Annotated in this window: 13 protein-coding genes; 7 read left to right on the forward strand and 6 right to left on the reverse strand. The window is 71.5% G+C overall.

Annotated features, from left to right (window positions below; genetic code table 11):
• Window positions 1–13: 13 nt before the first annotated feature.
• Window positions 14–1,081: a ferredoxin reductase gene (locus BMY74_RS28065; protein ID WP_089921414.1), complete on the reverse strand. Its 1,068-nt coding sequence runs from the start codon at window positions 1,079–1,081 to the stop codon at window positions 14–16.
• An 86-nt stretch (window positions 1,082–1,167) separates the two neighbouring features.
• Between BMY74_RS28065 and BMY74_RS28070 the strand changes: the two genes are divergently transcribed.
• The 7 genes from BMY74_RS28070 (at window position 1,168) to BMY74_RS28100 (ending at window position 7,603) form a co-directional block, all read left to right on the forward strand.
• Window positions 1,168–2,313: a PucR family transcriptional regulator gene (locus BMY74_RS28070; protein WP_089921416.1), complete on the forward strand. Its 1,146-nt coding sequence runs from the start codon at window positions 1,168–1,170 to the stop codon at window positions 2,311–2,313.
• A gap of 433 nt (window positions 2,314–2,746) precedes the next feature.
• Window positions 2,747–3,295, forward strand: coding sequence for an RNA polymerase sigma factor (locus BMY74_RS28075; protein WP_089921503.1), 549 nt, complete (start codon window positions 2,747–2,749; stop codon window positions 3,293–3,295).
• Window positions 3,292–4,098: a zf-HC2 domain-containing protein gene (locus BMY74_RS28080; protein WP_245786401.1), complete on the forward strand. Its 807-nt coding sequence runs from the start codon at window positions 3,292–3,294 to the stop codon at window positions 4,096–4,098. Before BMY74_RS28075 ends, BMY74_RS28080 begins: the two co-directional genes overlap by 4 nt.
• Window positions 4,095–4,853 carry an ABC transporter ATP-binding protein gene (locus BMY74_RS28085; RefSeq protein ID WP_089921418.1) on the forward strand — a complete coding sequence of 253 codons (759 nt, stop codon included), beginning with the start codon at window positions 4,095–4,097 and terminating at the stop codon, window positions 4,851–4,853. Before BMY74_RS28080 ends, BMY74_RS28085 begins: the two co-directional genes overlap by 4 nt.
• 91 nt (window positions 4,854–4,944) lie before the next feature.
• Window positions 4,945–5,694, forward strand: a complete 750-nt coding sequence (locus BMY74_RS28090) for an ABC transporter ATP-binding protein (protein WP_089921505.1) — start codon at window positions 4,945–4,947, stop codon at window positions 5,692–5,694.
• Window positions 5,691–7,043 (forward strand): hypothetical protein, encoded by a 1,353-nt coding sequence (locus tag BMY74_RS28095; RefSeq protein ID WP_089921420.1) that lies wholly within the window; start codon window positions 5,691–5,693, stop codon window positions 7,041–7,043. The genes BMY74_RS28090 and BMY74_RS28095 overlap by 4 nt, the downstream gene beginning before the upstream one ends.
• Window positions 7,040–7,603 carry a hypothetical protein gene (locus BMY74_RS28100; RefSeq protein ID WP_143091729.1) on the forward strand — a complete coding sequence of 188 codons (564 nt, stop codon included), beginning with the start codon at window positions 7,040–7,042 and terminating at the stop codon, window positions 7,601–7,603. Before BMY74_RS28095 ends, BMY74_RS28100 begins: the two co-directional genes overlap by 4 nt.
• Before the next feature lies 1 nt (window position 7,604).
• Here BMY74_RS28100 and BMY74_RS28105 read toward each other — a convergent pair whose 3' ends face one another.
• The 5 genes from BMY74_RS28105 to BMY74_RS28125 form a co-directional block, all read right to left on the reverse strand.
• Window positions 7,605–8,813, reverse strand: a complete 1,209-nt coding sequence (locus BMY74_RS28105; protein WP_089921425.1) for a GDSL-type esterase/lipase family protein — start codon at window positions 8,811–8,813, stop codon at window positions 7,605–7,607.
• A 61-nt stretch (window positions 8,814–8,874) separates the two neighbouring features.
• Window positions 8,875–9,525: a response regulator gene (locus tag BMY74_RS28110; protein ID WP_089921428.1), complete on the reverse strand. Its 651-nt coding sequence runs from the start codon at window positions 9,523–9,525 to the stop codon at window positions 8,875–8,877.
• Window positions 9,522–10,646 carry a sensor histidine kinase gene (locus BMY74_RS28115; protein ID WP_089921431.1) on the reverse strand — a complete coding sequence of 375 codons (1,125 nt, stop codon included), beginning with the start codon at window positions 10,644–10,646 and terminating at the stop codon, window positions 9,522–9,524. Before BMY74_RS28115 ends, BMY74_RS28110 begins: the two co-directional genes overlap by 4 nt.
• Window positions 10,643–11,470, reverse strand: a complete 828-nt coding sequence (locus BMY74_RS28120) for a CPBP family intramembrane glutamic endopeptidase (protein ID WP_089921433.1) — start codon at window positions 11,468–11,470, stop codon at window positions 10,643–10,645. Before BMY74_RS28120 ends, BMY74_RS28115 begins: the two co-directional genes overlap by 4 nt.
• 10 nt (window positions 11,471–11,480) lie before the next feature.
• Window positions 11,481–12,521 (reverse strand): MerR family transcriptional regulator, encoded by a 1,041-nt coding sequence (locus BMY74_RS28125; RefSeq protein ID WP_218159771.1) that lies wholly within the window; start codon window positions 12,519–12,521, stop codon window positions 11,481–11,483.
• Between the last annotated feature and the right edge of the window lie 174 nt (window positions 12,522–12,695).

The following is a 12,695-nucleotide window of genomic DNA, read 5'->3' on the forward strand; positions in this document are numbered from 1 at the left end:
GTCTGTGGTGGGGCTAGCGTTCGAGTTCGCAGGGCCCGGCGGCCGCGGACACGCAGGTCTGGACCAGCACGTGGGCGGCGGGGCCGTCGTCGGCCTCGGTGATCTCGCCGGTGCGCAGGTCTCTCACCGCGCCGGACTTCAGCGGCGTCACGCAGCCGAAGCAGATGCCCATGCGGCAACCCGACGGCATCAGCACACCGGCTTCCTCGCCGACGTTCAGCAGCGGCGTGGCGCCGTCGGCCTCGACCGTCTTGCCGGTCTTGCCGAACGTGACCTCGCCACCCTCGCCCGCCACGACGACCGTGGGGCGGAACCGCTCGGTGTGGAGCTTCTCGGCGATGCCGTGCTCGGCCCAGTGCGCCTCGGCGGCGTCGAGCAGACCGGCCGGACCGCAGGCCCACGTCTCGCGCTCGGCCCAATCGGGCACCAGCTCGTGCAACTTCGCGACGTCGAGCATGCCGTCGGTGTCGGTGTGCAGCTCTTTGAGCGTGAGGGCCTTGTCCGCGACCAGGTCGTGCAGGTCGTTGCGGAAGATCACGTCTTCCTTGCGCGGCGCGGAGTGCACCATCACGACGTCGGCGAGCCTGGCGTCGCGCAGCATGCCCATCGCGGGCGTGATGCCGCTGCCGGCCGTCAGGTAGAGCACCTTGGCCGGGGCCTGCCTCGGCAGCACGAACTCGCCGGTGGCCTGGTCGAGCTGGATGATCGTGCCGGGCTTGGCCTTGCGGACCAGGTGGTTGCTCACCTTGCCGCCGGGGATGGCCTTCACGGTGATCGTGATGCGACCGTCGGCGCGGTTGGTCGGCGACGTCACCGAGTACGCGCGCCACAGGCGCACGCCGTCGACGTCGATCCCGATCCGGACGTACTGGCCGGCGACGTGACCGCGCCAGCCCTTGCCGGGCCGGATCACGATGGTCGCGGCATCGTCTGTCTCGCGGTGCACGGCCTCGATGCGGCCGCGCAGGTCAGCACCCGCCCGGAGGGGGCTCACCAGGTCGAGGTAGTCGGACGGCAGCAGTGGCGTCGTGACCAGCTCAAGGAACTTCCACGCCCTGCTGCGGAGGGCGGCACTCGTCATGACTCCAGCTTGATGCGCCTCAGGGCGTAAAGTCCTGTCCGCAGGACGTGAATTTGAACCTTCAGATTGTTCGCAGGGAACAAATCATGACGCACGCAATGAGGAGAGCCACCGAACTCGCCCTCGACGAGAAGACCGTCACCGCACTTCGGGCGGTGTTGCGGCCGACCGCGGACGAGGTGGTCCGCGCCATCATCGCCGAGGTGCCGTCGTACGCGAACGCCCTCTCCGGACGCATGGGCAGCACTATCCGCCGTGCGGTTCGAACGGCGCTAGGACACTACTTGGACCTCGCCGGAGGCACAGGCGGAGGAGGCGACGCGAGCGACGCCGCCTACGAACTGGGCAGGGGCGAGGTCCGCGACGGCCGCTCGATGGACGCCCTGCTGAGCGCCTACCGGGTAGGCGCCCGCGTGGCCTGGCGAGGCCTGGCCGCAGGCGCCGTACCAGCAGGTCTGCCGGCCGCCGAGGTCGCGAAGTTCGCCGAACTGACCTTCGCCTACATCGACGAGCTGTCCGCGGCCTCGGCCGCGGGCCACGCCGACGAACTGGCCGCCCGAGGCCTCGCCCACGAGCGCCACCTCGAACAACTGGCCCGCGACCTGCTCGCCGGCGCGAGCACCGAGGTGCTGCTGGCCTCCGCGGGACGCGCCGGCTGGCAACCGCCCGTGACGCTGACCGTGGTGCTGCTGCCCGCCTTCCAGGCCAGGCCCGCCTACCGGCTGCTCGACCCCGGCACCCTGGTGCTGGACGACCTGCCGGACTCCATGGGCGTGCTGCTGGTGCCGGACGCCGACCGGTCGCATCTCCTGCGGCAGCTCATCGGCCGCAACGCCGTCGTCGGACCTGCCCGTCCTTGGATGCGTGCGTGCGCGTCGTACGAACGGGCCGTGCGTGCTCGGTCGCTCTCTGCTGACATCCGCGACACCGAGGAGCACCTCGCCTCTCTCGTGTTGAGCGCTGATCCTGACGCTTACGCGGACCTCCGTGCGCGTGTGTTGGCTCCGTTGCTGGAGTTGCCTACCACGTCTGCGCGGCGGTTGGAGGAGACGTTGCGGGCGTGGTTGTTGCACCACGGGCGGCGGGAGGAGGTGGCGGCGGCGTTGTTCGTGCACCCGCAGACCGTTCGGTACCGGATGGGGCAGCTTCGGGACCTGTTTCCGGATCTGGGGTCTCCGCAGCGGGTTTTGGAGTTGACGCTGGCGGTGGGGCTGCCGATGGCGCCGGATTAGTTTTGGTCTGCACTGAAGTCATAGAGTGGGGTGAGGCGACGTTGTTGGCCTGCACCGTGTCCGCGGGCACGGGCGCGGCTTGCGGTCCGGGCCGTGGCATCGACGCTCTCCGGGCCTGCGGCGCCACCCTGCCCACCAGCGCTTCCTCGCCCAACAGCACTCGGCACCCGCCAGCTCTGCGGCACCTACCGCCGCTCGGCAGCCACCAGCCCTCCTCACGCCACCAGCCCTTCACCCCAACCGGCCTTCACACCGCCAGCACCGGCCCACCCATCCCGCTTCCCCACTCCCGGCCCTCCGCGACCACAGCCCCGCCAGCGCACCAGCCCTGCGCGCCCGACCACCAGCGCCCACCGGCGTGCCGTGGTGACGCACGCCACACCGGCACGAGAACCTGACCCGTGATCCCCACGTCTTGCGGAGTGTGAGAGCCATCCGGGGTGAGCCGGCCGACCTCGACGAGGAGCAGCTCGTGCGCCGAGTCGCACGAGGTGACCGGCGTGCGTTCGAGGAGCTGTACCGCCGCACGTCGCCGTGGCTGACCGTCCGGCTGCGCCGGCGGTGCGCGGACGAGCAGATCGTGGCCGAGGTGCTGCAGGAGACCTATCTGGCGGTGTGGCGGGCGGCGGACGCGTTCGCCGGGGCGGCTGCCGGTGGGAGTGCGGTCGGGTGGTTGTGGACCATTGCGGCGCGGCGGTTGATCGACGCGTTCCGGCGGCGGGCGCACCACGCCGCGCCTCCTGCGGCTGCGGCGCCGGGGACGGTGGCGCCTGCCGACGAGGCGGTGCTCGACGGGGTGGTCGGGGACGAGGTCGGGGACGCGTTGCGGCGGTTGGCGCCCGAGTTGCGGCAGGTGTTGCAGGCGATGGTGCTCGACGGGTTGTCGGTGCGGGAAACGTCGGTGCTGCTCGGGGTGCCGGAGGGGACGGTCAAGACCCGTGCCCGGCGGGCCCGGATCGCTATGAGGGAGGCGCTGGCATGAACCGGGGACCACGCGGCGGGACCGCTCACCCGAGCGATCAGCTGCTGCACCGCTACTCGCACGACCAGGACATTCCCGCCGACCAGCTGTGGGCCGTCGAGTCGCACCTGGAGTCGTGCGGTCCGTGCCGCGGCAGGCTCGCGCCCGAGCCGATCGCCGAGGCCGTGTGGGCGGGGCTCGAACCGTTGCTCGACGCCACACCCCAGATGCCGCGCACAAGGGCGTGGCGGCGGGTGCACGCGTGGGTGTCGCCCGCGGCGGGGCCGTGGCTCGCGATGATCCTGCTGGTCACGGCGGCGGCCGTGGCGCTCGACCGGGTGGGGGTCGTGGTGGGTGACCGGGTGTCGCTGGTCGTGCTCGTCGCGCCGGTGCTGCCGGTGCTCGGGGTCGCGGCGTCGTGGGGGCGGTCGCTGGACCCGGCGCACGAGTTGACCGCCGCCACGCCTCGGGCGGGGTTGCCGCTGGTGTTGCGGCGGACGGCCGCGGTGCTGGCCGTCACGGTTCCCGGGCTGGCGGCCGCCGGCCTGCTCACCGGCATCGGTGTCGTGCGGTGGTTGTTGCCGTGCCTGGCGTTCACGGTCGGCACGCTCGCCCTCGGCACGCTCATCGGTGTCACGCGGGCCGCGGTCGTGCTCGTCGCGGCGTGGGCCGTGGTGATCGTGGCGCCGACGATCGCGTTCAGCCGCACCGCCTTGGCGTTCGACCAGGCCGCCACGCCGGTGTGGGCCGGGCTGCTCGTCGCGGGGCTCGTCGTGACGGCGGTGCGGCGGATGACGTTCACGCGGCTGGAGGGGAACCGATGACCGCGCCCACCACCTACGCCTGGGAGATCGAGGCCAGGGACCTGCGGGTCAGGGCCGGCCGGAAGATGGCCGTCGACGGCGTCACGCTCGCGCTGGGGCGGGGCGTGCACGGGCTCCTCGGACCCAACGGTGCCGGCAAGACGACGCTCATCCGCGCGCTCGCCACCGTCCTGAAGCCGGCGAGCGGCGAGCTGAACCTGTTGGGCGGCATGGAGTTGCGCGAACTGCGCCGCCGGGTCGGCTACCTGCCGCAGGAGTTCGGGCACTACCGCCGGTTCACGGTCCGCGAGTTCGTCGCGTACGTGGCGTGGCTCAAGGAGATGCGCGACATCCCGGCGGCCGTGCAACGCGCCGTCGAACGGGTCGGGCTCGCCGACCGGGCCGACGACAGGCTGAAGACGTTGTCCGGCGGCATGATCCGCCGGGTCGGCATCGCGCAGGCCATCGTCAACGACCCCGAGGTCCTGCTCCTGGACGAACCCACCGCGGGCCTCGATCCCGCGCAGCGCCTCAAGTTCCGCGAGCTGCTCACGGAGATCGGCACCGACACGTGCGTCCTCGTCTCGACGCACCTGGTGGAGGACGTGGCGGCCGCGTGCACGGACGTTCTGCTGCTCTCCCAAGGGAAACTCGTCTTCCAGGGCACCCCGGACCAGCTCGCGGCGAAGGGCACCGGGCAGCACCCCGGTGACAGCCCCATCGAACGCGGTTACAGCGCCGTCCTCGGCTTCCCCCACCGCCCCGGATCTTGGTGACCGAGACCCAGATCACACCACACCGAGAACCACGGGAGCCACCCCACCGTCTAGCCGGGTGGAAGCGGCGAACCACTTGAGGGAGAACGGGATGCAGGCGATCGAAGCCGACAGCCTGGTGGTGCGGTTGGGCAAGCGCAACGCGGTGAACGGCTTGAGCCTCAGGCTCGGTCAGGGCGTGCACGGCCTGCTCGGCCCCAACGGCGCGGGCAAGACGACGTTGATCCGCACGCTGGCGACGGTGCAGTCCCCGACGTCGGGAACGCTGTCCTTGCTGGGAAGTCCGGCGAACGGGAAGCTGAGGCCGGTGCGGCGCAGGCTCGGTTACCTGCCTCAGCACTTCGGCTACTACAAGCGGTTCAAGGTGCGCGAGTTCGTCGAGTACCTGGCGTGGCTCAAGGAGATGCCGTCCGCACGCATCCCCGGGGCCGTGAAGACAGCGCTCGAACGGGTCGGGCTCACCGACCGCGCCGAGGACCGCATGAAGTCGTTGTCCGGCGGCATGGTCCGCAGGGTCGGCATCGCGCAGGCCATCGTCAACTCCCCCGACGTGCTGCTGCTCGACGAACCCACGGTCGGCCTGGATCCCGCGCAACGCCTGCGGTTCCGCGAACTCGTCGCCGAACTGGGCCGCAGCTCCTGCGTGCTGATCTCCACCCACCTGGTCGAGGACGTCGCGGCGGCCTGCACGGACGTGGTGCTCGTCAGCGAGGGATCGCTGGTGTTCCGGGGAACTCCGGCCGACCTCGCCACCGCGGGCACGACCGAGCACGTCGGCGACAGCCCCATCGAACGCGGCTACTCGGCGCTGATCAGCGCGAACGCCGGAGGTGCCTGGTGAGCGGACTGCGCATCGAACTGCGGCGCTCCACCGCGCTCTGGGCGGGCCTGCTGGTCCTGGTGTCCGGCACGGGAATGCTGTTGCTGGTCATGACGTCGAGCGTGCGGTGGTCGGGAAACTCGACCTCGGTGGTGCTCGCGTTCCGCCTGCCGCTCGCGTACGTGTGGGCCCTCGTGGTCGGGCTGGCCGTGTTCCAGGGCATGCGGGACAGCCGCGCACGGGTGACGGAGCTGTTCGCCACCACCTCACGGCCGGGCTGGGTCCGGCTCGGCACGCTCTCGGCCGCGGTGGCCGGAGTCGTCGCGGTGGCCACCGCGGCGCTCTGCGCCGGTCTGGTGGCCAAGGTGGCGCTGGGCGGCGGTTTCGTGTCCATCGGGTTCGTCCCGCTCATGATCACGGTCGTGCTCGCGCTGGCGTCGAGCGTCCTGGTCGGACTCGCGATCGGCAGGCTCCTGCCGCACCCGCTGACCGTGCCGGTGGCGCTGGTCGCGACGTTCATGCTCGCGACGACGGCCGGGCGCGCGCTCGAGGTCCGCTCCCCCGGCGACGAGATCTCCCGGCTCGCCCTGCTGGCGCCCGTGCTCGACGCCCCGAGCTCGGACCTGATCACCACCTCGACGTCGGTGGACCTCGGCCAGATCGCGTGGTTCACCGGCCTGGGCGTGACGGCGTTCCTCCTGCTCGTCGCCAGGTCCCACCTCGGACGGCTGGCAGCACTCGTCCCGGCGGGGCTCGCCCTCGCCCTCGCGCTGTCGATCATGCCGGTCAAGTACTCGGACGTGCTGGTCCCGGACTCCATCGCGAGCGAGCTCGTCTGCGACGGCGAGGTGTGCGTCAGCCGGGCGCACCAGGACAGGCTGCCGGTGGTGGCCGCGGCGGGACGGGCGGCGCTGGCCAAGCTCGCCGTGCTGCCCGACGCGCCGAGGGAGGTCCGCGAGGACACGTCGGCGATGGCCCATCTCGTCGCACCACAACGGGATCAGCGGATCGTCTACGTGCCGTCGGACGGGTTTCCCAGGCCTGTGACCATGTCGGAGGACGAACTGCGGCTCGAACTGCTCGCGGGTGCGGGCGTCGCGGGGTGCTCCGGGCCGAACACCTCCAACACCTACGAGACCGTGGTCCGCTACGTCACGGCCGGCTACTTCAACGGCGAACTGGCCGGACTGGCGTCCGACATCTTCATGTGGAACAACGGCCGGATGCGGGGCGAGATCGACCAGGCCTGGCAGCAGTTCCGCGGCCGGTCCGCCCAGGAGCAGCTGAACAGCGTCGCACAGGCCCGGCGGATGTTGCTCACGTGCGAGGACTCCGAACGCGTTCTCGACGTGCTGAAGGGGACGCGATGAGGCCGCTCGCGCTGTACGCCCGCTCGCGTGGAGTACCTGCCGCCGTGGTGGCACTTCCCGTCGTGGTGCTGGTCGCGTGGTCGGCACTGCACTCGCCCTGGACGCCGCTCAGCGCGTCGCTGACGAGCCTGGCCGCCGTCCTGGTGACCACGGTCGGTCTCACCGGCCAGGACCCGGAGCTCGACCGGTCGGCCGCGTTCCCCTGGCCGCTCTACCGGTTCGGGCACCTGCTCACCGCCGCCGTCCTGGCCACGGCCTCGGTGCTGCTGGTCCAGGAACTCGGCTACGAGCCGTTCCCCGCCGCGTTCGTCGTGCGCGACACGGCGGGGATGATCGGCCTGGCCGGGCTCGCGGCCGCGGTGGCCGGAGCCCGGTTCGCGCCCGTCGCGCCGGTGCTGTGGTGGGCGGTGGCGGCGATCATGCCCCCTGCCGGGTCGGTGACCGGCCGGATCGTCACCTGGCCGCTGGGCTCCCCGGACGACGCGCTGACGAGGTGGACGGCCGCTGTGCTGTTCGTGGCCGGGATCGCCGCCTACAGCGCACGCGGCGGGCGTCGCTGACCTACGAGAGGTCCTCCAGGGCGATGTACTCGGCGATCGCCTGCTGGCCCGCGATGTTCACGTGCACGCCGTCACCGGTGTCGTAGCGCGGGTCGATGCTGTTCGGCTTGACCGGGTCCTTGAGCACCTGGTCGAAGTCCTGCACCGACGCGCAGGTGTCCGAGCAGTCGCCGCCGCGCCGCACGAACTCGTTGACAGTGTTGCGGTCGCGGTTGTTCTGGTCGCTGTAGCCGGGCCGGGGCGTGATCGGGGTGACGTGCACCGCGATCCCGGCCTGGCGCAGCCGCTGGAACACCGCGCGGTAGCTGGTGAGGATGCTCTCGGCGGTGCAACCGTTCGCGAGATCGTTCGTGCCGTAGTAGTAGATGACGTCGGTGACGCCGTGCAGCGCGAGAACGTCCCTTTCCAGGCGCGACAACGCATCCAGCCCGGCGACACCCGCCGGGCTGTTGGGGCAGACCGAGCTGGTCGTGCCGTTGATCCCGGCGTTGGCGACGGCGATCTGGGGCCGCGAGGAGGCCACGACCCGGCGGGCCAGCAGGTCGCTCCAGCGCTTGTTGGTGCCGAGCTCGGTGCAGCCCGGCCCGCAGTTGGTGCTGCCAACGCCGTCGACGACGGAGCTGCCGAACGACACGGCCGTGCCCGTCAGGCGGGGGTTCAGGACGTCGACCGCGCTGACCAGGTAGGTCGACTGGACCTTCTCCGTGTACGCGGCGCCCTGGTCGGTGGTGTGCGAGCCGGAACCGGGCGGGGTCAGGTAGTTCTCGCGGAACGCGGCCTCGTGCCGGCCTGGCACGACGTCGCCGGAGACGTACATGCTGACCGCGAGGTCGGTGTCCGGCCCGGTGGTCAGCGACGTCCTGTCGCTCCACACCTCTCCCCCGGCGGGGATCGTGACCGCCCGGCGGCCGCCGAACGTCACGTCGCGCGTCCCCGCCACGGTCGCGCCGCCGGTGCTCAGGCCGACCGTGGTGCGGTCGACCGTCAACGGCCGCGTGCCGAACGTGTTCTGCACCCGGATCCGGACCGCGCTGCCGCCCTGGCTGAGGTGCGTGATCATGCGCAGGGACTGGTCGTGCAGCGTGACGGGCGCGAGGTGCTGCTGCGACGCGGCCCACGAGGTGAACCAGACGGGACGCTGGGCCGCGGCCGACGGCGTCAGCAGCGCACCGGCGGCGAGAACGATCGACAGGATCGCAGGGATTCTCATGGTCCTGGTTCTTACCGCTTCGTGACGATCACGTCACGTCTTGTAATTCCTCGGTAAGGGATCAGGTCACCAGCCCGCGGCGGTACGCGTAGACGACGGCCTGCACGCGGTCGCGCAGGTCGAGCTTGGTGAGGATGCGCGACACGTACGTCTTCACCGTCTCCTGGCTGATCACCAGGGCAGCGGCGATCTCGCTGTTGGACAGGCCCTCCGCGATCAGCTTGAGCACCTCGAGCTCCCGGGGCGCCAGCTGGGTCTCCGCGACCTCCTCCACCGGCCGGATGCGCGCGGCGAACCTCCCCACCAGCTGCCGCGTGACCTCCGGCGCGAGCAGGGCGGCACCGCTCGCGACCGTCCTGATGCCCTGCAGCAGCTGCGACGGGGGCGCGTCCTTGAGCAGGAACCCGCTGGCACCGGCCCGCAGCGCCTCGTAGACGTACTCGTCCAGGTTGAACGTCGTGACCACGAGGACCTTGACGGGATCGGGCACGCCGGCGCCCGCGAGCAACCGGGTCGCCCCGATGCCGTCGAGCACCGGCATCCGCACGTCCATCACGACCACGTCCGGCCTCAACCGCCCGGCCAGCTCGACCGCCGCGCGCCCGTCACCGCACTCCCCCACGACCTCGAGGTCCGGCTGGGAGTCGATGATGGTGGCGAACCCGGTGCGGATCAGCGCCTGGTCGTCGCACACCAGGACGCGCACGGTCACGCCGGGCTCCCCGCGGGGATGCGGGCCCTCACCACGAAGCCGCCGTCCCGCCGCCCCGCCGAGAACTCGCCGCCCAGCACGTCGACGCGCTCGCGCAGCCCGGCCAGGCCGCGCCCGCTGCCGCCGACCGGGGCGGACGACTTCGCGCCCTCGGTGCCGACCTCCACGGTGATGTCCCTTTCGCCGTAACGGACGTACACGTTCGTCGGGTTGCCGTGCGCGTACTTCAGCGCGTTCGTCAACGCCTCCTGCACGACCCGGTACGCGACGGCCTCAGCACTGCCCGCGTCCCGGGTCGACTCGCCTTCCTCCGCGAACTCGACGGGCTGCCCGGCCAGCCGCGTCTGCTCGACGAGCGTGCGCAGATCACCGACCGACTCGGTGCTGTGGTCGGGGTTCAGCAGGTCCAGCAGGTGCCGCAGGTCGGTCAGCGACCGGCGTCCGGTGTCGGTGATCGTCCGCAACGTCTGGTCGAGCCGCTCGGGCGCCGCCGTCAGGTATCGCGCGGCCTCCGCCTGCACCACCATCGCCGTGACGTGGTGGGTGACCACGTCGTGCAGCTCGCGGGCGATCGTCGTCCGTTCCGCGACCCGCGTGGCCGCGGCGACGTGCCGGCGGCGTTCGGCCTCGGCCTCGCGGGAGAGCCGCAGCCACGCCCCGACGCCCCACGCGGCGGCGATCGCCAGGTAGAAGGTCACGAACCCGGCCACGCCCTCGGTCGCCCCGCGGAGCTGCAACGCGACGGCCAGTCCCGCGTAGCCGGCGGTCAGCGCGATCACGGTGGCGCGCCGGTGACGCGACACGTGCAGGCCGGCGCTGATCAACGCGATCGGCAGCGCCGTCCCGGCGACGGTGTGGTAGCCGCGCAACTGGTCGACGGCGAACGCGATCGACACCACCACGAGGCAGAGCAGCGGCCACTTGCGGCGCACGACCAGCGGCAGGCACTCGAAGGCGATGACCGCGATCGCGAGCAGGTCGAACGGCCGGTTCGGCAGCCCGCCGAGCTGGGTGCCCTTGTCGTGCAGCGCGGGCACGACCGACCCCAGCGCGAGCAACAGCGCGAGTGGCGCGTCCTGGACGCGGACGTCCCAGCCGCGCCACCGCTGGAGGCTGATCACGCGTCGAGCGTAGCGGCCGACGCGGCACGGCCCCGGCGCGGCACGAACGTGCCCCGGCGCTTGGCCAGCCACAGGAACGCCGCCGTCACGACCACGCCCGCCAGCACCGAGTACGCGCTGGCCTCGGGTCCGAACTCGCCACCGGTGAGGATCGCCGGGCCGGACGTGACGCCGTCCAGCAGCCCCTGCGGAGCGTCCTTGCCGGACACGCTGGTGCTGAAGATGCCGCCCTGCGCGAAGTTCCACGCGAAGTGCACGCCGATCGGCACCCAGAGGGTGCGCGTGGCCACGTAGGCGGCGCCGAGCATCAGCCCGGCCTCGATCGCGATGGCGAGCGAGCTCCACACCGTGGCGCCGGGGTTCGGCAGGTGCGCGAACCCGAACACCAGCCCGCTCACCACCAGCGCGAGCCACGTCCCGATCTTCTCCTCGACGATCCGGAACAGCACGCCGCGGTACAGCAGCTCCTCGGTCACCGCGACCGCCACCATGAACCCGAAGATCGCGATCATGCCGGTGACCGACCCGATGCCGCGCACCTCGTACCCGCCGAGGAACGCGATGTTGACGATCACCGCACCGAACATCGCGAGTCCGATGAGGACACCGCGGCCGAGCGCGCCCGGTGCGGTCTTCACCGAGACCTCGGTGGGCTCGCGGTGTTCGGTCCTGCGGACGATCCAGGCGTAGGCGGCCAGTGCCAGCGCCGCCGCGAGGAACCCGGCGACCAGGGTGAGCGGCCAGTTCCAGCCCAGGGCCTGCACACCGGCTCCACCGGCGAACGACACGACCACCACGACGACCAACTGCTTCAGAAATCGCATGGCCGAAAAGCTAGGGATTTCCGGCGTCCGGAACGTCCCCGCGCGGTGGACATTCGTTCGTAGCTCTCGCGGGGGACAACTCCAGCGCCGCGGACAGCCAGGCGAAGGGCATGAAGTCGGCCGCGTCCTGCGAGGTTCCGTTGATGATCCCCACCAGCGACTGGTACCGGGTGTGCGGGTCCCGCGGCTCCGCGGCCTCCGCGATCGACTCCAGGTGCAGCTCCTCGACGCGCAGGACGTCCGCGGCCAGCCGCTGCCGCAGCTCGGTGCTGTCCGGTTCCCCCATGAGCTCGCGCAGGTGGTCCGCGTAGGCGTCCGCGATCTCGCGCCCCTGCGGCGAGTCCGCCGGCACCCCGTCCCTGCGGGCCTGGTCCGCCCGCTGGAAGATCGCGCCACCGCGGTCGAACGAGCCCAGCACCTCCGGTGACATCATCACCTGGGCACCGGGCGTGGACACGGTCTCGTGCAGCTGCTCGTGCACCGCGCGGCGGAAGTCCGCGTCCTGCAGCAGGTTCGCCAGCTCGATCCACGCCTCCAGCTGCTCGGTGGCGGGTTCCTCCGGCAGGACCGGCCGCTCGCTGCGCAGCAGGTCCAGGAAGGCGGGCGTGGCCGCGAGCCCGTCGCTGATCTCGCTCCAGAAGTCGTCGATCAGCCGCTCGCGCTCCTCGTCGGACATGCCGACCAGCTTGTGCAGCAGGACCACCTGCTCGGACTCGGTGTGCTGCCGGGCGATCGTGCGCAGCACGGCCGTCCTGGACCGGATGCGCCGCGCCTGCTCGTCCAGCCGCGCCAGGTGCGCGGTCGCGAGATCCGTCAGCGTCACGCTGCCGTCGAGCAGCCGCCGGATGTCCTCGAGCCCCGCGTCGAGGTCGCGCAACGTGCTCACGAACTCCAGCCGGGCGATCGCGTGCACGTCGTAGAGCCGGTGCCCGGCCGTCGTGACGCGCGCGGGCGCCACGACACCTTCGTCGGAGTAGAAGCGGATGGCGCTGACGCTCAGCCCGGTGCGGCGCGCCACCTCACCGATCGCGTACAGCCTGTTGTCGTCCATGACGCCTACGATCAAACCTCAAGCCGCTTGAGATGCAAGCCACGATCGGATTACTTGAGCATTACCAACCCTTTACCTATGCTGTCCGGCGAGGGGAGTACTTCCCAAGCGTCTGCCCGGTCAGTACGGACATCCGGAAGGTGTCCCCGGGAGGCCACCCGACCTCGGGTGAAG

Origin of the sequence: Lentzea albida (assembly GCF_900111005.1) — a bacterium.
Lineage (GTDB): Bacteria > Actinomycetota > Actinomycetes > Mycobacteriales > Pseudonocardiaceae > Lentzea > Lentzea albida.

What these genes read in the sequence shown, in the direction of transcription:
- BMY74_RS28070 (WP_089921416.1), top strand. Translation starts at nt 1,168, where the DNA reads ATGACGCACGCAATGAGGAGAGCCACCGAACTCGCCCTCGACGAGAAG.
- BMY74_RS28105 (WP_089921425.1), bottom strand. Translation starts at nt 8,813, where the DNA reads ATGAGAATCCCTGCGATCCTGTCGATCGTTCTCGCCGCCGGTGCGCTG.
- BMY74_RS28120 (WP_089921433.1), bottom strand. Translation starts at nt 11,470, where the DNA reads ATGCGATTTCTGAAGCAGTTGGTCGTCGTGGTGGTCGTGTCGTTCGCC.
- BMY74_RS28085 (WP_089921418.1), top strand. Translation starts at nt 4,095, where the DNA reads ATGACCGCGCCCACCACCTACGCCTGGGAGATCGAGGCCAGGGACCTG.
- BMY74_RS28090 (WP_089921505.1), top strand. Translation starts at nt 4,945, where the DNA reads ATGCAGGCGATCGAAGCCGACAGCCTGGTGGTGCGGTTGGGCAAGCGC.
- BMY74_RS28080 (WP_245786401.1), top strand. Translation starts at nt 3,292, where the DNA reads ATGAACCGGGGACCACGCGGCGGGACCGCTCACCCGAGCGATCAGCTG.
- BMY74_RS28100 (WP_143091729.1), top strand. Translation starts at nt 7,040, where the DNA reads ATGAGGCCGCTCGCGCTGTACGCCCGCTCGCGTGGAGTACCTGCCGCC.
- BMY74_RS28125 (WP_218159771.1), bottom strand. Translation starts at nt 12,521, where the DNA reads ATGGACGACAACAGGCTGTACGCGATCGGTGAGGTGGCGCGCCGCACC.
- BMY74_RS28065 (WP_089921414.1), bottom strand. Translation starts at nt 1,081, where the DNA reads ATGACGAGTGCCGCCCTCCGCAGCAGGGCGTGGAAGTTCCTTGAGCTG.